Genomic DNA, 19,268 nt, shown 5'->3' with positions numbered 1-19,268 from the left:
GATCGCGCTTATTGCGCAACACCGTAACGTGCTGACCAGTCATCTGCGATGCGTGTCATCCAGCTTGGGTGCGGCTCAGCCTGAACAGTGCCAAGCTCGGCTGGTGTCAGCGTCGCGATACCCAATTCCAACCCATCAAAGACGGCACGATCTTCGGCGGTGAGCGCATCCATGTTCAACACGGTTCCATACCCCAAGATAGCTGGGTCTTGTGCACGGGCTTGAGCCTCTGGCGACAGCAAAAAGTCTGCGACGACCATCGCGCCTGCTTTGGACCCGGAATTATAAGGGATCGCCACAAATGACGCGTTGCCGATTGTCCCCTTGTCCAAAACAAAGGTCCGAACTGTGTCAGGCAGTTCATAATTCGCAATCGCTGTAGACGCAGCACCCGGGCTGAAGGAGATCGACAGATCAAGTTCACCATCCGCGATCAGTGGGAACATCGCTGTTCCGGTCGCTGGATATGCTTTGCCTTCGCGCCATAGGTTTGGCGTAAGTTCATCAAGATAAGCCCACAATGGCGCGGTCACGGCATCGTAGTTTTCGTCGGTCTCAGGCGCAGCGAGAACCGAAAGATCATCCAAAATATCGACCAAAACCTGCTTTAGGAAAGTTGTGCCCAAGAAATCCGGCGGCTGCGGATAGCTAAAACGGCCGGGGTTGGCTTGCGCCCAATCCTGTAGCGCCTGCATGGAACCCAACCGATCAGGCATCGTCGCGGTGTTGTGGACAAATACCACTTGGGCCATGGCCCAAGGGCTCTCGTATCCTTCGACGGGGACAGTGAAATCAGTTTGCACTGCCTTGCCTTCGGCATCGACCAATGCCCAGTTTGGCAAGTCTTCGGCATAGGGGCCAAACAGTAGGTCCGCATCTTTCATCGCGGCAAAGTTGGACCCGTTAATCCAGATCATATCAATCGCGCCGTCGTCGTTTTCACCCGCCTGTTTTTCCGAAAGAACACGCGTAACGGCATCGGCTGTGTCAGTCAGCTTAACATGTTCCAGCGTGACACCGTATTCTGCAGACACACGGTCACCGACCCATGCGATGAATTCATTGGTTGTGGTCGATCCACCCCATGCATTCCAATAAACGGTTTGCCCTGTAGCCTCGGCCAGAACGGCATCCCAGTCGGCGGAATTCACATCAGCCAGGGCAGGCAAAGGCGCCAAGAGCGCGGCCAGAACAGCAAGGTGTTTCATCAAGATTGATCCTTTATTCGGTGAATATCTGTTTCGCGGCGTATAGCCGAAGTGTTGCGGTCGCAAAGCAAAGCGCGCCAAAGACCCATGATAGCGGGGCGAAATACGTCGGTAGCAAGCAAAGCAAGACGAAGAACGCGATCGTTTCGGTGCCTTCGAGAATGCCGTTCGAGTAGTAGAGCGATTTCTGACCTTGCGCCGTGGTCTTGTGGCCGTGCTTTTCAGCCAGAATTGCGTAACCCAAAAAGCTGGCACCGTTGAAATAGAACGTCGCCAACAAAAACGCACCCGCAGCGCCATTCGTCGCGGGCGACAGCCAGACGAACGCCATTGGGATCATCCCGTAAAACAGGAAATCCACGGTGATATCCAAGTAGCCGCCAAAGTCCGTTTTCTCGCTGGCCCGTGCAACGGCACCATCCAAGCCATCCGCCAAACGGCTTGCCAATAGGGGGATCAGCGCCAGACAAGGCGCCCCCATCGCAATCGATAATGCAGCCAAGATGCCAAAGGCTAGCCCGACAAGCGTCACGCCATTGGCCGTAACCCCACGCACCGCAAGACCCCGACCAATATGGTTCAGCGGCGGGTCAATCAACGTGCGTGCATAACGGTCGAGCATTCATACCTCCCCAAGGCATGTATCTTGTCGCCGATGCGCCCACCCGACGCAATCTGGCTGACATGAATGTGAGAAAATCGTCTATTCTTGACACATTAGCTATGCGCGATACGTGGCCGACCACTCGCGGTCACACGCAGCGTTGCTTCGATAAACATTTGCTGGCTCTCGACTTCGGCCTCTTTGATTTCGCGGTTCACTGTGACGCGTGGTACCGAAACACCCGCCGCTATAGCCTTAGCTTTGGCCGCTTCTGTAAGCGCCCGTTCCAACGCCTCTAGCCCAGCGTCTTTGCTTGGAAAACGCTGTGGCCCGTCTGGCAAATGGGCCGTAAAGCCGCTGTCGCTGATCAATGAACCGCTGACCTGCATGCGCACCTGCCCAACGACCGCGCCAATAGCGTTCGCGACATCTGCATGTTGGGGCACGATCATTTTTGTGCCCAATCGTTTGCCCACTGCATCGTAATACGCATGGGCCGACGCCCCAAGCCCGACGACAGGTACCCCAAGCGATAACTTCATCCGCAGCACGCCTTCATGGCCATTTAACCCCGCCATAGTCAAAGGATGCTTGGCCAGATTGGCAGGGTCACCATCAATCCCATCTTCTGCAAACGCGGCCTGCAGCAAGCAATCTACCGTTTGATCGGTAAGCTGATCGACGATCATTTTCGCTAGCACCCCGGCATCTGGCGCGATCCGTTGACCCACGCCTGTGCGGCGGCGGGCGAACAGCGTTAACGCCTTGTAAGCAGCGTCCCTATCCCAAGTCTCCAGCTTGCCCAACACATGCGACGCGTCCGACGGCGTAACACCAGCAAGCATAACGAGACCGCGATTAATCAAACGACCGATTGCGGGGTTTTCTGTCCGGCTTTGTACCGCTTCGCCCAATCTCAGTGGCCCCGACTCCAGCCTTTCTGCGATGACGCCTTCGCGGGCATCCAACCCATCTGGCAGCTCTTTCCACAGCGGGATCGCAAATTGTCCGCCATCTGGCGCAGGTATATCGTGGGCCAACGCACGGTCTAACGCGGCATGAATCGGATCTGGGTACAGGGTCGCTGCCAGCGATATTGGCATCAATCGCCGCGGCCCAAGCCGAAGCGCAGAAACCAGCCCATCAACAATGTGTACCTCGCTGTCGCCACCTAACCCGGTCGTCCGCATCGCGACGGCCTCTACCATCGTACGAAACGGCCCGACGCGCGCGCCTTGCGGGTCAAGCATCGGTCGACCATCGCGTAGCAGGCATACGTCTGTTGTGGTCCCGCCAATGTCGCTTACCAATGCGTCCGTTTCGCCGCTCAACCAACTTGCCCCTGCAACCGAAGCAGCCGGACCGCTCAGGATCGTTTCAATCGGCTTTTCCCGCGCGATATCCGCAGAAATCAACGCACCATCACCCCTAACCACCATCAGCCGTGCTGTAATTCCGCGCATGTGCAAATGACCCTCGCAAGCCGTGATCAGCCGGTCAATCATGCCAATCAATCGTGCATTCAAAACCGCAGTAAGCGCTCGCTTTGGCCCACCCAATGATTGGGATAGCTCATGCGAGCACGTCACAGGTTTTCCGGTTTCTTGTCGGATCAAGTCGCGGATCGCTATTTCATGGGCAGGATTACGAGTAGCGAAACTGCTCGCGACCGCAAACCCCGAGACTTCGACATCCATCCCGTCCAGCGCAGAGCGCAGTGCGTGCAAATCAAGCGGTGCCAATTCGGCCCCGGCATAGTTGTGCCCACCTGACAAGCGGATCAAAGGATCGCCGCCCAGGGCCTCAGTCAGTCCAGAGCGCTGCAAGTCCGCATCATCAAAGCCGATGGCGATCAGGCCAACACGACCACCTTGGCCTTCAACCAAAGCATTCGTTGCAAGTGTCGTCGAAAGAGAAACCATCGCAACATCCGATGTCGCGATTCCCGCCTCTGCCAAAGCCGCATCAATCGCCGCACCGACGCCAAGCGAAAGATCAGGGCGCGTCGTCAACGCCTTCGCGGTTGCGACGACTGTGTCCGTTTTTTCGGCCAACACTACAGCATCAGTATAGGTGCCACCCGTGTCCACGCCCAATAGATATGCCATCAAAGCCGCCCTTTAGGTTCGACTTATGGCCATAAACTAGCGCAATATTTCAAACAACAACTGATCCTCACTCGACACAGGAACGCGACGCAACCACTCCGCGCTTCCTCCGCTCGCGAGCCCACGAACATACTCGCTCTGATAATTAAACCCACGACACAAGAGTAGATGGGTCGCAGTCGTATCTCGGACGTAACTGACGAAGTCCGCCTCCTCCATCTGAAAAGGAACGATCCCATTCAAGAACGCATCCGCGCTGCGGTGATAGGGAGCAGCAAGCGAACTATGATGCGTCGCCCAGATTAATGAAGGTCCAAAGTTGATATGAGTAAAGATGACAGTAGATGGAACCTCATTCAGGGCTATCAAAGACTTGTAGCTACGACAGTCGTCTTGTGCCGAGTTCCCTCCGCCCGTACTTGATGGCAAGATTGGAGCCACAGATCGAACGATTGTCTTAGGAGAAAGTAGCATAAGGCCAATGACCAATGCCACTAGGCCATCTTTTAAGTTACGAGAGCCAAGATACTGGCCTATTCTGTCGGCCATGACGACGCCACCGATCATTGGGGCGACAGCAGCTGCGATGATGACAGTGCGCATTTGAAGAAACATCATCGGAATGCCGATCATGCACATCAGCAAAAGCAAACCAAGAGCTTTATGTGCGTGTTTGACCCTAACTGAACCATCGCGTTCACCGAACCATTTAATGAGCCCAAACCCTACCGCCACAAAGATTGGGATGGTGAAAACCAATGCTGCCGCGGCACGCGTGCGTGCATAGACCAAGCCCGGCTTAGCTTCAGTCACTTGTGTCGCAATCAACTCTTGAAGCTCGGCTGGGATTTGCGCGTAAGGTCCCGCTAGGCAGTGGGCAAGCATTGGCCATGCAACCAGCAGCCCTGCAATTGTTACTCCGGCAGCCAACCCTAGATTCAAAAAGGGATTGGTTTGACGATTGGCCAAGACAACAACGAAAAGACTTGCGATCATTGCAATACCAACCATCAGTAGGGTAGGCGGGCCTAACTGGTCGCACATCAGAACGGCACGATCCGCGGGGCCTGTCTGCCCGAACCAAAGACCAACACAACCGAGGCCCAAAGTCGTACAAAACGTAGCCAAAAATTTTCGACTTTCTTGCGTAGAACTGAGAGCCGCACGTACAAATACGATAATCCCAACACCCACAATGAACACGAGGCTTTCCAAACCAACTGCTAGTGAAAACGCCGCAGCGATCCCTCCAATGAAACCAGCTTTGCGTGGATGGTTGGGCCAAATGACGGCAAACGACATTATGACCATCATGAGCCATTGAATATTGTGATGATCAAGATTGCCTGCACGGGAATGCAAATCCGCTGTTAGCGGCCAAAGCACAATGCAAAGCACTGCGAAGCAAGCCGCTGTCGTGCCGAAAACTCGGCGCGATCCAAACCCGACGACCAGCACGCTGACAACCAAGACCAATGTTGGCCAAACTGTGACGGCAATCTGCTCAGCAGTGTCCATAGGTACGAACATAGTCAGAGGCAGAATGATTGCAGATATGCCAGCATCAATATAACGAGACCAATGTAGTGAAACACCCTCCGGCGGCATCAGACGGTATTGCCTTACATCATACCATCCCTGACCCGCTAACCAATCGCGAACAGTCAGCAAACGCATGATATCGTCGTTGCCCTTCGTCGCAAAGTTTTCGTGCATAGCCATGCCAGCAACGATGGATTTAGAAATTGCTAGCGCTAACGCACCGATGACGACAAGGAGGAATGCCTTGGCCTTCAGAATACGAAGTACGGGATTGCTATTCATATAAAACGGTTTCCTTTAGTCACGCTTTCAAGCGCATATAAATAGGTGACTGCCCTAAGCATCATGACGAAACGCTATCTGACGCGCGCCCCAAAAGTTGACGAACATTCCAACGAAGGATCCGAAAACAAACCCTACGAAAATGGCTAGGCTCGTTTCGCCAAATGTACGAACGACAAGCGAATAGAAACAGTAATTCGTTGCAGCTCCTATCAATTGTATTGCTAAGTATTTGTTAAACTGACGTATTCTTCCTGGTTTCCTAGCCGCCCCAAAGGTCCAAGCGCGGTTCAACGCCCAAGTGACAATAACAGCAACGGGGAAGGATAGAGCTCGCGCGACATAAGGGCTAAAGCCATTTGCCAGCAAAAACCAAAGCATGCCGCCGTCAACGATAAAACCAACCCCGCCAACCACACCAAAGCGCATCATTTGTCTGAGTAGCATGGCGTCCACCGAAACCTATTGGTCCCGCGGCGCAAGGTGCGACAGATAAGCCAAACGTTTCATTTCTCGGCGGCCTCGAGTAACGGTATCTAGGATCAGTCCGGCCATCAAAGACAGCGTTGCTATGATCATAATTGCGGAAATCAAGATAGCTGTAGGAAACCGCGGAACCAGACCGGTCTGTACGTATTCTGTTACGATTGGATAGCCCAAAATGACCGAAAGCAGGGCTAGTGCAGCTGCGAGCCCGCCGAAAAACGGCAACGGCCGTTCTTCTTTTACAAGCGACACAATCACACGCAAGATCCGCACGCCGTCACGGATGGTATTCAACTTGCTATCCGAACCGGGCAGTCGGTCAATATAGACGGTTTCATGATCTGCAATCGGCATCCGAAGTTCTAGTGCATGCACAGTCAGTTCTGTTTCGATCTCAAACCCTTGTGACAAGGCAGGAAAGCTTTTGACAAAACGTCGCGAAAACACCCTATAGCCAGTCAGCATGTCGCTTGTCCGCCGCCCAAAAATGCTCGCGACCAATCCTGTCAGCATCCAGTTTCCTAGACGGTGGCCGGGACGGTAAGCCTCTTGAATTTCGGTCACCCGACAGCCGCTGACCATGTCCAAGGTATCGCTTTTTAAAAGCGCTATCATGTCTGCTGCTGCAGCAGCTTCATAAGTGTTGTCACCATCCACAAGCACATAGATGTCGGCATCAATATCAGCAAACATTCGGCGCACAACGTTGCCCTTACCTTGCTGAGTTTCCGTGCGCACAATGGCGCCTGCGGCCTTTGCAACAGCAACAGTGTCATCGGATGAGTTGTTATCGTAGACGTATATATCTGCAGTCGGCAAAGCCTTCTTGAAATCCTGCACGACAAGACCAATTGGTTTTGCCTCATTATAGCAAGGTATTAAAACTACGATTTTTTCTTCCGGTGAAGACACGGCAACGTCCAGTCAATTTCCAATATTTGATCCGCTGTATAAGTGACCAGAGTGATCCTTAACAGACTTAAGTGTCGCTCAAGAAATGCGCGTTACAACTGGTGGTATTGCTGCCTCAGTTGTTTTGTCCAATAGTCCCCCTATGACCGACCAACACATACTGACCCAAGCGGTTGAAAATCGGCGCGATGATCTGATCGCGCTGACCCAAGATTTGATCCGCATTCCCACGCTAAATCCCCCTGGTGAAAACTATCGTGCGATCTGCGAATACTTGGACAATCGTCTTCGCAAATCTGGGTTTGAGACAAAGCTGGTGCGGGCGCATGACACCCCTGGCGACTGCGAAAAATATCCGCGTTGGAATATCGTCGCCCGTCGCGAAGGGACGCACGCAGGTGATTGCGTGCATTTCAACAGCCACACGGATGTTGTTGAAGTCGGCAAAGGATGGACGGTGGATCCGTTCGGCGGCGACCTGATCGATGGCAAAATCTACGGGCGCGGCGCTTGCGATATGAAAGGCGGGCTCGCCGCCTCGATCATTGCCGCTGAAGCGTTTCTTGCCACCTACCCTGATTTTTCCGGCGCGATTGAAATTTCCGGCACGGCAGACGAAGAATCCGGTGGTTATGGCGGTGTCGCTTATCTGGCCGAGCATGGGTTCTTTGCCAACGTGCAGCACGTCATCATTCCCGAACCCTTGAACAAAGACCGCGTTTGCCTTGGCCATCGCGGCGGTTGGTGGGCCGAGATTGAAACATTCGGAGAAATCGCTCACGGTTCGATGCCGTTCTTGGGCGACTGCGCGGTACGGCACATGGGTGCCGTGCTGGGCGAATTCGAAGACAAACTATTCCCCGCCATGGCCGCCCGCCACACCGATATGCCCGTAGTTCCCGAAGGGGCACGATCATCAACGATGAACATCAATTCTATCCACGGCGGTCAGGCCGAACAGTCCGATGATTTCACCGGCCTGCCCGCACATTGCGTGCCTGATAGCTGTCGGATCGTAATTGATCGGCGTTTCTTAGTCGAGGAAAGCCTTGATCAAGTACGGGACGAGGTGACTGGCCTGTTAGAAGGCCTCAAATCCACCCGTCAAAAATTCGACTATTCCCTGACCGAATTAAACAGCGTGCTGCCGAGTATGACAGACCGCAATGCGCCTGTGGTAAAAACCGTCGCCGCGCAGATCGAACAGGTCTTAGGTAAACCAGCCGAATTCGTGGCGTCGCCCGGCACCTACGACCAAAAACACATCGACCGGATCGGGAAGCTGAAAAACTGCATCGCCTACGGGCCCGGAATTTTAGAACTCGCCCACAAACCCGACGAATACATCGGCGTCGATGACATGATCGACAGCGCCAAGGTCATGGCGGGGGCTTTGCGGGAAATTTTGGTGGGGTTAGCTCCTCAACGCTGAAGGTCAGCTTAGAGCCCAAGGTGAAGTGGCTATCCTTTGCTTCGCTTCCGGCTGCTTTCGATCAGATCGAAGAATTCAGAGGCTAAAAAGGTCTCGGGTTCGCAAGCATTCCAATCCTGGATGAGCGTTACTGTCTGAGCGCTAGGATCAATTTCCAGAGCGACTACGTGGAGCTCATGAGTAGTGATAGCCTCCTGTTTCAATGCCCTTTTGACCGTCTTCAAAAATCCAGCAATGTCACGCCCCTCGATTTCGTTATCAAGATAGCTTATCGCAATATTTCTGTTTGCTGATGTCATTTTAGTTGTCTGCCCGATAGCAATTGCAATGGCAACATCGGCGACACCAAGCACTACCCCGAACGGCAACTAAGTCCCGCACAGTGGGCGTACGTATTTACGTATCTAACTTACCCGCAATCTTGATTAAGGTCGTTTTCCTTGCATGGTATTGTTCAATTCGACGAAGAAACCACCGCAATATTATCAATCAACCGCACACCCGCCAGCCACGCTGCCGCAAATAACCGCGCATTAGGCTTGGTTTTATCCAGCAGTGACAAATCCCCGCCATCGCGTAGTTCAAGGTAGTCGATATCGTTGAACCCTACGGCCAGTAAGCGCGCGCGCGCGTCGGCTTCGATGTCTGACATTGCGGCACCGGCCAAAAGCTGATCGCGTAGGTCGTTCATGACCTCGGCTAGTACGGGCGCGTGAATGCGGGATCGGTCGGATAGCAGCAGGTTGCGCGATGACATGGCCAGCCCGTCTTCTTCGCGGATTGTTGGGCATCCGACGACGTCGATTGGGATATCCAGATCAGCGGCCAGACGACGCACGACCTGTAGCTGTTGATAGTCTTTTTCACCAAAGAACGCTTTGTCAGCGCTGGTTTGCAAAAACAGTTTCGGTACCACAGTCGCCACACCATCAAAGTGGCCGGGGCGTGTTGCACCACAAAGCATGTCTGTTAGGCCAGACACCGTAACAGTCGTCGCAAAGCCTTCGGGATAGATTTGATCCGGTGAAGGTACATAGATCAGGTCAACGCCAATTGATTCCAATTTGCGCGCATCGTCGTTTTCTGTGCGGGGATAGTTTTCCAGATCGTCGGGGTTGTTGAACTGTTTGGGGTTCACAAAAATCGTGACAATCACTCGGTCACATGCCGCGCGCGCGGCACGGGCCAGCGACAAATGTCCCTGATGCAGCGCGCCCATTGTCGGCACAACGCCAATCGTCTCGCCTGCTTTACGCCAGACAGCCGTCTGCGCGCGCAACCCGGCAAGGGTCCGTTCAATCGGTGCGATCATTTCTTGGGGGCCTCGTCCGCGAAAATATGTTCTTGGGCTGGGAAGGTCCGTGCGCGGACTTCTTCTGCGTAGTTGGCGATCGCTGCTGCGCCATCGTCGCCCAAATGCGCGTAGCGTTTCACGAACTTCGCCTTAAACGCCGTGAACAGGCCAAGCATATCGTCAACGACAAGAATTTGGCCATCGCAACCCGCGCCTGCGCCAATCCCTATGGTCGGGATCGCAATATCTGCCGTGATCAAGTCCGCCAGGTTTGCCGGTACTTTTTCAAGTACCACTGCAAAAGCACCTGCGTCAGTTACCGCCCGTGCATCTGCAATCAGCGCGTCGCGATCGTCACCACGCCCTTGGACCTTGTAACCACCCAAAGTATTCACGGATTGCGGGGTCAGGCCGATATGGGCCATGACAGGAATGCCACGCGAAACAAGGAACGCGATGGTTTCGGCCATCACAACGCCGCCTTCAAGCTTCACTGCGCCTGCGCCTGTTTCAGACATCAATCGCGCCGCATTCCGAAATGCTTGCTGCGGTCCCTCTTCGTATGAACCAAACGGCATATCCACGACCATCATCGCGCTTTTCAAACCGCGTGCAACGGCTTGGCCGTGCATGATCATCATCTCCATCGTCACGCCAAGTGTTGAAGGAAGACCATGAAGGACCATACCAACGCTGTCACCGACAAGAACGAAATCACAGTGATCGTCCATCATTTCGGCCATTGGTGTGGTGTATGCGGTCAGGCTGACCAGTGGCGCGCCACCTTTTGCAGCACGGATATCATCCGGCAAAGGGGCTCGTTTTTTCGCAGTCGCGCTCATCTGGTCCTCCAACCTAACGCCTAGTTGCACGTCAGATAACAGCCGAACGAGCGTGTTTCCAGCGACAAGCCTCTAGAAACAGGCAATCTAACCCAACGTTGAAATATTATTTCGCGTCCGACTACGACGAAACATAGCAGTGATCAGCAAAAGTTTGCATGAACTTCATTGTCTTACGCGCCCCACCCATGCGAGCATATTGATTATGACATACAGACCCGGCCCTCGAAATCTGATCACCGACATAGCGGGATTGCGCGTCGGTAATGCCCAAGACTCTGATCTAAAGTCAGGCAGCACAGTTTTGGTCGGTGACGCCCCGTTTGTTGCGAGCGTTCATGTAATGGGCGGCGCACCCGGCACTAAAGAAACTGATCTGCTGGCACCGGACAAAACCGTGGGTGCGATCGACGCGCTTGTGTTGTCTGGTGGCTCTGCTTTTGGGCTAGATGCCTGTTCTGGTGTGATGGATGGCCTGCGTGCGATGGGCCGTGGATTTGCCGTCGGCAATTTGGCGATCCCGATTGTGCCCGGTGCAATCGTGTTTGACCTGATCAATGGTGGCAACAAGGATTGGGATGAAAATCCCTATCGTGCCTTGGGTCATGCCGCGTTGCGCAATGCGGCCCCACATTTCGATTTAGGCAGCGTCGGCGCCGGGACTGGTGCACTTGCCGCTATGCAAAAAGGTGGGCTTGGTTCTGCGTCAATGGTTTTACCCGATGGTACGACCGTTGGTGCGCTAGTTGTCGTTAATTCGCTCGGCAGTGTGACGACCCCCGGTGATCGGCATTTTTGGGCCGCCGCGTTTGAAATTGACGGTGAATTTGGCGGCATCGGCCCCGATCCTGCCAGCGGGCTGGTCGCCCCACAAGAAAGCCGCAAAGAAGAGGCGATGGCGTTACAGGATACCGAAACCGCGAACACGACGATCGCCATCGTCGCAACGGATGCGCCCCTGACCAAAACGCAATGCCACCGCATGGCGGTCACTGCCCACGACGGCATGGCGCGTGCAATCGTTCCGTCGCACACTCCGCTAGATGGGGATTTGGTGTTCGCTGCAGCGACCGGCGACGCCAACGGTGTTAACGCAGCGGCAATGAGGGAGATCGGCGCAGCAGCAGCAATATGCCTAAGCCGCGCAATTTGTCGCGGCGTCTACGAAGCAACACCCGCTGAGGGGGACATATTGCCGAGCTATCGTGATAGGAAATAAGTTTCGCCCCAGCAGTACGCCGGAGCGAAGGTTTTCGTCTAATTTTTAGTTCAGAGCAGCATCTGTAATGACACTTGTCCATGCACCCTCTGGCGCGGCAGAGATCACAGGATCAGACCCGCCAGCCAGCAGTGTATCGACCGTGCGCTGATAATCAGCAGGATCGAGCGCGCCATTTGAACCCGCAGTCAGCTTAGCGATCTCGCCCATCATGCGAACCTGTGCTGCCTCGGTTTGCGCACCGGTTTCGTCGTTATCCAAAACGATACCAGCCGCATCTTCGGCATTCTCTTCGGCCCATTTCCAGCCCTTCATAGATGCGCGCACAAAGCGGGTCATCTTGTCGACAAATGCCGGATCTTCGAGGTTATCTTCCAGCACATACATGCCGTCTTCTAGGGTCGCGACGCCTTGGTCCTCATAAAGGAATGTGACTAGTTCGTCAGGTGAAACACCTGCATCCAAAACCTGACCATATTCGTTGTACGTCATCGTCGAAATGCAATCCGCCTGACGCTGCAGCAGTGGATCAACGTTAAAGCCCTGCTTTAGAACGGTCACGCCGTCCTCGCCGCCGTCAGTTGAAATGCCCGCTTGGGACATCCATGACAGGAACGGATATTCGTTGCCAAAGAACCAGACGCCAATGGTTTTGCCACGGAAATCTTCGACACTTTCAATGCCGGTATCTTTCCAGCATGTCAGCATCAGACCCGATGTTTTGAACGGCTGCGCGATATTCACAACTGGCAGACCTTTTTCACGGGCGGACAGCGCGGATGGCATCCAGTTCAGCATGACGTCAGCGCCACCACCAGCAAGCACCTGCGGCGGTGCGATGTCAGGGCCGCCGGGCAAGATCGTGACGTCCAGCCCTTCTTCCTCATAAAACCCTTGGTCGAGCGCCACATAATAGCCCGCAAATTGGGCTTGCGTGACCCACTGCAGTTGCAGTGTTACTTCGTCGTTGGCAGAAGCTGCGCTGCCTAGACCCGCGGCAAGAGCTGCCGCCATCATCAGTTTCTTCATTTTGACCTCCAAGTCAGATTAGAGCCCTCTTTTCGGAGCTTAAGATTATTTTCTTTGCGAAGGGTGCCAAAATGTGACGCGCCCTTCGATCCATGCCATCAGCCCGTAAAGCGTGCTTCCGGCGATTGCTGCCACCACAATTTCAGCCCAGACCATATCCAGCGCAAGCTGCCCGACGCTGGTAGATATGCGAAAGCCCATCCCAACCGTCGGAGAGCCGAAAAATTCAGCAACAATAGCCCCGATAAGCGCAAGAGTTGTCGCAATCTTTAGCCCGTTGAAAATGAATGGCATCGCAGCCGGCAAACGCAATTTAAACAGCGATGGCCAGTATCCGGCACCATAAGTCCGCATCAAATCACGCTGCATCGTGGTCGTGTCTCGCAACCCAGCGACCGTGTTCACAAGGATCGGGAAAAACACCATGACCCCAACGACAGCCGCTTTGGATTCCCAGCCACTACCAAGCCATTTAACAAAGATTGGCGCGGTCCCAACGATAGGCAGCGCCGCCATAAATCCACCAACCGGCAAAATTCCACGCGTCAGAAAATCTGAACGATCAGCAAGGATGGCAACAGCAAACGCAGCAACAGCACCAAAGAGGTATCCGGTCATCGCGCCTTTGATAATGGTCTGCTCAAAATCAGCCCAAAGGCGCGGCAGCTCGCTTACAAACCGCACACCAATCGCCGATGGCGGCGGTAGGATCACCGCATTCACCTCCAACATGCGAACCAGCCATTCCCACATTAGCAACAGGGTCAGTCCGAAAATGATAGGCACAAGAAGCCCTACCAGACGGGTGTCACACTTTGGCCCATTTGCCAGCCGCGTGTTAATAAACCACCCAAGAGCCCAAATGGCCAAGGCCCCGATGATTGCGACCCAAGTCATGCGCGCACCATCCCCATCCGACGTAAGGTCAGACGCTCGAACAGGCTAAACAGTCCGACCAACGCTGCGGCCGTGATCGCCGCAGCAAACAAGGCCGCCCAAGTCACAAGCGGCTGCCCATATTGGTCGCCCACCAACATGCGTGCACCAAATCCAGCACGTGCACCCGTGGGCAATTCAGCAACAATTGCCCCGACAAGAGACGCCGATATCCCTATCTTTAGCGAAGCAAACAGATAAGGGACCGAAGCAGGCAACCGTAGTTTCCAAAACCCTTGGGCAGGGCTGGCATGATAGGTCCGCAGCAAATCAAGCTGCATACCATCTGGGCTGCGCAGCCCCTTTACCATGCCCACGACCACAGGAAAGAAGCTAAGATATGCACTAATAATCGCCTTCGGCAAAAGCCCCTGAATCCCAATCGCGCCCAACATGACGATGATCATCGGAGCCAATGCAAGGATTGGGATCGTCTGGCTCGCAATCGCCCAAGGCATCACGCTCATGTCCATCGCACGGTTATATACAATGCCAACAGCAAGCAAAATCCCCAACCCAGTGCCAATCGCAAAGCCAAGCAAAGTCGCGGATAGCGTCACCCAACCATGGTAGACAAGCGACCGCTTCGACGTAATTTTCTTCATCACAATCGTATCCCACATCTCAACCGCAATCTGATGGGGCGAAGGCAGCCGTGGGCGTTCTTGAACAAAGGTTAGGCCCAACAACGAAGGATTGCGAAGCGACAACCCCAAGCCGCTATAATCTTGGCGCTCTGCCGGTGTTTCCGGTGACACAATCAGCCCATCACGCTGCGCCTGATCCGCAGTCAGATGCATATTCATCGGAATAACGGCTAACACCCAGACGAATAAAATCGCGGCAACAATGGTCAAAACGGGAAGGACAGATTTCATACGGCCACTCCCTCATCTTGCCCAAAATACTCCCGCCGGAGGCTCCTACACATCGTCATGCCCCGCCCTCAATCCATCGCGCACGCGATGGGCAATCTCGATAAATTCCGCGCTGTCGCGAATATCCAAGGGGCGATCTTTAGGTAGTGGGCTTTCGATGACATCGGTAATCCGTCCGGGCCGCGGCGACATAACGACAATCTTGGTCGACAGATAAACCGCCTCGGGGATCGAATGGGTCACAAAGCCAATCGTTTTTTCTGTCCGCGCCCACAGCTTCAAAAGCTGCTCGTTCAAGTGATCACGGACGATTTCGTCAAGCGCGCCGAACGGTTCATCCATCAGCAAAATATCTGCATCAAACGCAAGCGCCCGCGCAATCGACGCCCTCTGCTGCATGCCGCCAGAAAGCTGCCAAGGGAATTTTTTTTCAAACCCGGCGAGATCAACCAGCTCTAAAACACGTCCAACGCGTTCAGCCTGTTCTGCTTTTGAGAAACCCATAATCTCGAGAGGCAGTTTGATGTTCCCGCCAATCGTCCGCCACGGGTACAACCCCGCCGCCTGAAATACATAGCCATATGCACGTGCGCGACGCGCCTCATCGGGGGTCATGCCGTTGACAGTAATTTCGCCGCCCGTAGGCGTTTCAAGTCCTGCCATACAACGCAGAAACGTGGTCTTGCCGCAGCCAGACGGACCGATGAAACTCACAAAGTCGCCTTTGTTAATCTCTAGGTTCACATCTTTCAGTGCATGCACAGGGCCGTCGTTGGTTTGAAACGTCAGGTTCAAACCCTGCGCATTGATGATCGTTTGCTGGCTCACTGCTGGCACCTTCTTATTCTCACGACAATTAATATCGTTTCGTACGATATAAAAAATGGCTCACCAGCATCGCCGAAGAGACGATGATGCCAGCCATAAAAACGAAAAGCGGCGTCATTTTCCAAAGATCGCCGACTGACCCTGTTATCGCGAAAAGCATTACAAATGGGACTAATGCGAGCATTGCGAGTGCCACTCCACCACCACCGAAGCAGACCCACCCGACGATGCCCCGTCGCGCCAACTTGGTTACAACGATGCGCCACATAGGATAACCGATGATCAACAAAGAGATCATCATCGGTATGAAAAGTAACTTAAAAATGAAACCTGTGTTACTGATCAAATCAGATCGTCCTTGTTCTTGGCTTATGTCGGGGAGTGTTGCCCCATAGAATAGCACTAGCCGGGCCCAAAACAGGAGCAGCCCCACGACACCTACCAATGCAACAAACAACGCAAACCTCCAAAACGATCTGACTTTGGCAACGTCAACCATTCATCACACACCCGTCACTGGAATACCCGTACGTTCGACCGGGCGTGGGCTTGTTAGTTCTTTCCATGAAGAAAGCGCCTTGTTTGTCGCTGTATTGCCTTCGCGTGCAACGAACTTACCATGACCTTCTTGGGCACGCACTTCTCCATCATACAAGGCAACCTGCCCGCGTGTTAGCGTAAAGCGCGGCAAGCCTTTGACTTCTTTACCTTCAAACACGTTGTAATCAATCGCAGACTGCTGGCTGTCGGCGCTAATCGTCTTGGATTTCTCGGGGTCCCAGACAACCAAATCGGCGTCAGCGCCTACCAGAACCGCGCCCTTCTTAGGATAGCAATTCAGGATCTTTGCAATGTTGGTCGATGTCACTGCCACGAATTCATTCATGGTCAGCCGCCCCGTATTGACCCCATGCGTCCAAAGCATGGGCATCCGATCTTCTAAGCCTCCAGTCCCGTTCGGAATCTTGGTAAAATCACCGACGCCGTAACGCTTTTGTTCGGTTGTGAATGCACAGTGGTCGGTCGCGACAACGGACAGCGACCCGCTTTGCAGACCCGCCCAAAGGCTGTCTTGGTGTTGTTTATTGCGGAATGGCGGAGACATCACGCGCCGCGCGGCGTGGTCCCAATCTTGGTTAAAGTATTCAGATTCATCGAGCGTCAGATGCTGGATCAGCGGCTCACCCCAAACGCGTTTGCCCTGCATACGTGCCCGGCGGATGGCCTCGTGCGAATCCTCGCAAGACGTGTGCACCACATAAAGCGGCACGCCGGCCATGTCGGCGATCATAATCGCGCGGTTTGTCGCCTCGCCCTCGACTTGCGGAGGGCGGGAATAGGCGTGTGCTTCTGGGCCAGTGTTGCCCTCGGCCAGCAATTTCGCGGATAGCTCTGCGACTACGTCACCATTTTCGGCGTGGACCATCGCGATGCCGCCCAATTCGCCCAGACGTTTGAACGACGCGTACATTTCATCGTCGTTCACCATCAGCGCGCCTTTGTACGCCATAAAGTGCTTAAACGTGTTGATGCCGCGCTCTTTGATGACGCTTTCCATCTCGTTAAACACCTGCTCGCCCCACCAAGTGACGGCCATGTGGAATGAATAGTCGCAAGCCGCACGGCCCGATTTATTGTCCCACATCTGCAACGCGTCATGCAGGCCTTGCCCTGGTGATGGCAGCGCGAAATCCACCACCATCGTCGTGCCGCCTGACAACGCAGCGCGTGTCCCGCTTTCGAAATCATCCGTGGAATAGGTACCCATAAACGGCATCTCAAGGTGGGTATGCGGATCAATGCCGCCCGGCATGACGTAACAACCCGTCGCATCAAGCTCTTCTGACCCCGCGAGATTCGGGCCAATCTCAACAATCATCCCGTTTTCGATCAGCACATCTGCCTTGTAGGTCAGATCAGCTGTGACAATTGTTCCGTTTTTGATGACTTTGGTCATGGTGTTCTCCCTCATTCAAAGAACGCAAGTGCGATCAATGGATTTTGCCCCGGCTCAGTGCACCGGAAATTCACGAAAGCGCTACACTCTAGCAAATCCAGCCATTCGTCCTTCCCGGCTTTCTTAAAGTATTTGTAGTTTCTAATTTTCAGCGTGAGGACTTTGCCTCGTCCGACATGGACCGATGTCATCCGACTTTCAGGGTCATCAAGACTCGACATGCAATCAATCCATGCGTCCATATTGCGTCCGTAGAAATCCGGGAATCCGAGCGCTTTGGCAAACGTGTCATGAAACCTCTCACGCCCAACCAATGTCTTGCCATCGATCTCCACAACAACGTTCTTGTCGATCACCCAACAATCTCCGCCGTTTCAACGACCGCGTGGAACAGCACGTCTGCCCCTGCCGCTGCCCATTCGGGGCTAATCTCCTCGGCCTCGTTATGCGACAGACCGTCAACGCATGGGCACATCACCATTGCTGTTGGGGCCAACCTGTTGATCCAGCAAGCATCGTGCCCCGCGCCCGAGATGATATCCATATGCGAATACCCTAGACGATCCGCGGCGCTGCGCACGGCTGTGACGCAACCTTCGTCAAATGTAACCGGGTCAAAGTGTCCGACAGGTTCGATTTCCATCGTTAGCCCAAGCTCTTCGATGATGGGCACTGCTTCGGCCTCAAGGCGGGCTTTCATGCCGTCGAGTTTATCCTGATCGGGGGAACGGAAATCGATGGTAAAGACCACCTTGCCGGGGATCACGTTGCGCGAATTGGGATAGACATCGCAGTGACCAATCGCGCCAACCGCACCGGGCTGATTATCCATCGCAATCGTGTGGACCAGCTCCGTGATCCGCGCCATGCCAAGCCCAGCGTTTACCCGCATATTCATCGGGGTTGACCCGGTGTGGGCATCTTTGCCCGTAAGGGTAACCTGTAACCACCACAAGCCTTGGCCGTGGGTGACAACGCCGATTTGTTTATTCTCGGCCTCAAGGATTGGACCCTGTTCGATGTGCAATTCAAAGAATGCATGCATCTTGCGGTCGCCAACCTTTTCTTCGCCCTTCCAGCCGATGCGCTCCAGTTCAGCACCGAACTTTTTGCCTTCGGCGTCGGTCCGATCATAGGCCCAGTCTTGGGTATGCATCCCAGCAAACACGCCAGAGGCCAGCATCGCGGGAGCAAAGCGAGTTCCTTCCTCATTCGTCCAGTTGGTGACCACGATTGGGTGTTTGGTTTTAATGTCCAGATCATTCATCGTGCGCAGCAGTTCTAGCCCGCCCAATACGCCAAGAACGCCGTCATATTTGCCGCCAGTTGGCTGCGTATCCAAATGCGACCCCACATAGACAGGAAGCGCGTCTGGGTCTGTCCCCTCGCGGCGCGCGAACATGTTGCCCATCTGGTCCAACCCCATGGTGCAACCTGCATCTTCGCACCACTTCTGGAACAGGTGGCGGCCTTCGCTGTCTTCGTCGGTAAGGGTCTGACGGTTGTTTCCGCCCGCAACACCGGGGCCAATTTTGGCCATTTCCATCAGACTATCCCACAATCGTGCGCCATTGATCTTTAAGTTTTCGCCTGGGGCTGCCATGAGGTATCTCCGCCGTAGGTAAGTCTAATTTGACCATATGGTCAAAGTGAGGCTAACAGAGACATAGGTTCAGTCAAGTTTTCTGCGCAGAGAACATGCAGGTGCCGC

At 54.2% G+C, this 19,268-nt stretch carries 19 protein-coding genes; 2 read left to right on the top strand and 17 right to left on the bottom strand.

Features of this window, described 5'->3' with window-relative positions:
• Window positions 1–8: 8 nt before the first annotated feature.
• The 6 genes from ACHUEV_RS13910 to ACHUEV_RS13885 form a co-directional block, all read right to left on the bottom strand.
• Window positions 9–1,208, bottom strand: coding sequence for an ABC transporter substrate-binding protein (locus ACHUEV_RS13910; RefSeq protein ID WP_394180849.1), 1,200 nt, complete (start codon window positions 1,206–1,208; stop codon window positions 9–11).
• Window positions 1,209–1,221: 13 nt separating this feature from the next.
• Entirely contained in the window at window positions 1,222–1,830 is a 609-nt protein-coding gene (locus ACHUEV_RS13905; RefSeq protein ID WP_394180847.1) for a CDP-alcohol phosphatidyltransferase family protein, read from the bottom strand.
• A gap of 95 nt (window positions 1,831–1,925) precedes the next feature.
• Window positions 1,926–3,920, bottom strand: a complete 1,995-nt coding sequence (locus ACHUEV_RS13900) for a hydantoinase/oxoprolinase N-terminal domain-containing protein (RefSeq protein ID WP_394180845.1) — start codon at window positions 3,918–3,920, stop codon at window positions 1,926–1,928.
• Window positions 3,921–3,956: 36 nt separating this feature from the next.
• Complete coding sequence (locus ACHUEV_RS13895) at window positions 3,957–5,744, bottom strand: hypothetical protein (protein WP_394180843.1); 1,788 nt, start codon at window positions 5,742–5,744, stop codon at window positions 3,957–3,959.
• Window positions 5,745–5,798: 54 nt separating this feature from the next.
• The gene (locus ACHUEV_RS13890; protein WP_394181073.1) at window positions 5,799–6,191 is read right to left on the bottom strand and encodes a GtrA family protein; all 393 of its coding nucleotides are present in this window, start codon (window positions 6,189–6,191) and stop codon (window positions 5,799–5,801) included.
• A gap of 15 nt (window positions 6,192–6,206) precedes the next feature.
• Entirely contained in the window at window positions 6,207–7,142 is a 936-nt protein-coding gene (locus tag ACHUEV_RS13885; protein WP_394180841.1) for a glycosyltransferase family 2 protein, read from the bottom strand.
• A 142-nt stretch (window positions 7,143–7,284) separates the two neighbouring features.
• Here ACHUEV_RS13885 and ACHUEV_RS13880 point away from each other — a divergent pair, with 142 nt between their 5' ends.
• The gene (locus ACHUEV_RS13880) at window positions 7,285–8,574 is read left to right on the top strand and encodes an acetylornithine deacetylase/succinyl-diaminopimelate desuccinylase family protein (RefSeq protein ID WP_394180839.1); all 1,290 of its coding nucleotides are present in this window, start codon (window positions 7,285–7,287) and stop codon (window positions 8,572–8,574) included.
• A gap of 29 nt (window positions 8,575–8,603) precedes the next feature.
• On the opposite strand, the gene ACHUEV_RS13875 is transcribed toward ACHUEV_RS13880, so the two are convergent.
• The 3 genes from ACHUEV_RS13875 to panB form a co-directional block, all read right to left on the bottom strand.
• Window positions 8,604–8,927: a hypothetical protein gene (locus ACHUEV_RS13875; RefSeq protein ID WP_394180837.1), complete on the bottom strand. Its 324-nt coding sequence runs from the start codon at window positions 8,925–8,927 to the stop codon at window positions 8,604–8,606.
• Between the two features lie 101 nt (window positions 8,928–9,028).
• Window positions 9,029–9,886, bottom strand: a complete 858-nt coding sequence (gene panC, locus ACHUEV_RS13870) for a pantoate--beta-alanine ligase (RefSeq protein ID WP_394180835.1) — start codon at window positions 9,884–9,886, stop codon at window positions 9,029–9,031.
• Window positions 9,883–10,710, bottom strand: coding sequence for a 3-methyl-2-oxobutanoate hydroxymethyltransferase (gene panB, locus ACHUEV_RS13865; RefSeq protein WP_394180833.1), 828 nt, complete (start codon window positions 10,708–10,710; stop codon window positions 9,883–9,885). The genes panC and panB overlap by 4 nt, the downstream gene beginning before the upstream one ends.
• A 205-nt stretch (window positions 10,711–10,915) precedes the next feature.
• Between panB and ACHUEV_RS13860 the strand changes: the two genes are divergently transcribed.
• Complete coding sequence (locus ACHUEV_RS13860; RefSeq protein WP_394180831.1) at window positions 10,916–11,929, top strand: P1 family peptidase; 1,014 nt, start codon at window positions 10,916–10,918, stop codon at window positions 11,927–11,929.
• Between the two features lie 45 nt (window positions 11,930–11,974).
• Here ACHUEV_RS13860 and ACHUEV_RS13855 read toward each other — a convergent pair whose 3' ends face one another.
• The 8 genes from ACHUEV_RS13855 to ACHUEV_RS13820 are packed head-to-tail and all read right to left on the bottom strand — an operon-like array spanning window position 11,975 to window position 19,160.
• Window positions 11,975–12,958, bottom strand: a complete 984-nt coding sequence (locus ACHUEV_RS13855; RefSeq protein WP_394180829.1) for an ABC transporter substrate-binding protein — start codon at window positions 12,956–12,958, stop codon at window positions 11,975–11,977.
• A gap of 45 nt (window positions 12,959–13,003) precedes the next feature.
• A complete protein-coding gene (locus ACHUEV_RS13850) occupies window positions 13,004–13,855 on the bottom strand; it encodes an ABC transporter permease (protein WP_394180827.1) in 852 nt (283 codons plus the stop codon).
• Window positions 13,852–14,772 carry an ABC transporter permease gene (locus tag ACHUEV_RS13845; protein WP_394180825.1) on the bottom strand — a complete coding sequence of 307 codons (921 nt, stop codon included), beginning with the start codon at window positions 14,770–14,772 and terminating at the stop codon, window positions 13,852–13,854. The genes ACHUEV_RS13850 and ACHUEV_RS13845 overlap by 4 nt, the downstream gene beginning before the upstream one ends.
• Window positions 14,773–14,817: 45 nt before the next feature.
• Window positions 14,818–15,600 carry an ABC transporter ATP-binding protein gene (locus ACHUEV_RS13840; protein WP_394180823.1) on the bottom strand — a complete coding sequence of 261 codons (783 nt, stop codon included), beginning with the start codon at window positions 15,598–15,600 and terminating at the stop codon, window positions 14,818–14,820.
• A gap of 28 nt (window positions 15,601–15,628) precedes the next feature.
• Window positions 15,629–16,099 (bottom strand): hypothetical protein, encoded by a 471-nt coding sequence (locus tag ACHUEV_RS13835; RefSeq protein WP_394180821.1) that lies wholly within the window; start codon window positions 16,097–16,099, stop codon window positions 15,629–15,631.
• A 3-nt stretch (window positions 16,100–16,102) separates the two neighbouring features.
• Window positions 16,103–17,557 (bottom strand): dihydropyrimidinase, encoded by a 1,455-nt coding sequence (gene hydA / locus ACHUEV_RS13830; protein ID WP_394180819.1) that lies wholly within the window; start codon window positions 17,555–17,557, stop codon window positions 16,103–16,105.
• A gap of 11 nt (window positions 17,558–17,568) precedes the next feature.
• Entirely contained in the window at window positions 17,569–17,913 is a 345-nt protein-coding gene (locus tag ACHUEV_RS13825; RefSeq protein ID WP_394180817.1) for a barstar family protein, read from the bottom strand.
• Window positions 17,910–19,160, bottom strand: a complete 1,251-nt coding sequence (locus tag ACHUEV_RS13820; RefSeq protein WP_394180815.1) for a Zn-dependent hydrolase — start codon at window positions 19,158–19,160, stop codon at window positions 17,910–17,912. Before ACHUEV_RS13820 ends, ACHUEV_RS13825 begins: the two co-directional genes overlap by 4 nt.
• Window positions 19,161–19,268 lie beyond the last annotated feature (108 nt).

Origin of the sequence: Yoonia maritima (assembly GCF_043641945.1) — a bacterium.
GTDB classification, from domain to species: domain Bacteria; phylum Pseudomonadota; class Alphaproteobacteria; order Rhodobacterales; family Rhodobacteraceae; genus Yoonia; species Yoonia maritima_B.
This window is presented reverse-complemented; position numbering and strand designations above follow the sequence as displayed.

What these genes read in the sequence shown, in the direction of transcription:
- ACHUEV_RS13850 (WP_394180827.1), bottom strand. Translation starts at nt 13,855, where the DNA reads ATGACTTGGGTCGCAATCATCGGGGCCTTGGCCATTTGGGCTCTTGGG.
- hydA (WP_394180819.1), bottom strand. Translation starts at nt 17,557, where the DNA reads ATGACCAAAGTCATCAAAAACGGAACAATTGTCACAGCTGATCTGACC.
- ACHUEV_RS13880 (WP_394180839.1), top strand. Translation starts at nt 7,285, where the DNA reads ATGACCGACCAACACATACTGACCCAAGCGGTTGAAAATCGGCGCGAT.
- panB (WP_394180833.1), bottom strand. Translation starts at nt 10,710, where the DNA reads ATGAGCGCGACTGCGAAAAAACGAGCCCCTTTGCCGGATGATATCCGT.
- ACHUEV_RS13835 (WP_394180821.1), bottom strand. Translation starts at nt 16,099, where the DNA reads ATGGTTGACGTTGCCAAAGTCAGATCGTTTTGGAGGTTTGCGTTGTTT.
- ACHUEV_RS13900 (WP_394180845.1), bottom strand. Translation starts at nt 3,920, where the DNA reads ATGGCATATCTATTGGGCGTGGACACGGGTGGCACCTATACTGATGCT.
- ACHUEV_RS13910 (WP_394180849.1), bottom strand. Translation starts at nt 1,208, where the DNA reads ATGAAACACCTTGCTGTTCTGGCCGCGCTCTTGGCGCCTTTGCCTGCC.
- ACHUEV_RS13820 (WP_394180815.1), bottom strand. Translation starts at nt 19,160, where the DNA reads ATGGCAGCCCCAGGCGAAAACTTAAAGATCAATGGCGCACGATTGTGG.
- ACHUEV_RS13855 (WP_394180829.1), bottom strand. Translation starts at nt 12,958, where the DNA reads ATGAAGAAACTGATGATGGCGGCAGCTCTTGCCGCGGGTCTAGGCAGC.
- ACHUEV_RS13905 (WP_394180847.1), bottom strand. Translation starts at nt 1,830, where the DNA reads ATGCTCGACCGTTATGCACGCACGTTGATTGACCCGCCGCTGAACCAT.
- ACHUEV_RS13860 (WP_394180831.1), top strand. Translation starts at nt 10,916, where the DNA reads ATGACATACAGACCCGGCCCTCGAAATCTGATCACCGACATAGCGGGA.
- ACHUEV_RS13895 (WP_394180843.1), bottom strand. Translation starts at nt 5,744, where the DNA reads ATGAATAGCAATCCCGTACTTCGTATTCTGAAGGCCAAGGCATTCCTC.
- ACHUEV_RS13890 (WP_394181073.1), bottom strand. Translation starts at nt 6,191, where the DNA reads ATGCTACTCAGACAAATGATGCGCTTTGGTGTGGTTGGCGGGGTTGGT.
- ACHUEV_RS13845 (WP_394180825.1), bottom strand. Translation starts at nt 14,772, where the DNA reads ATGAAATCTGTCCTTCCCGTTTTGACCATTGTTGCCGCGATTTTATTC.
- panC (WP_394180835.1), bottom strand. Translation starts at nt 9,886, where the DNA reads ATGATCGCACCGATTGAACGGACCCTTGCCGGGTTGCGCGCGCAGACG.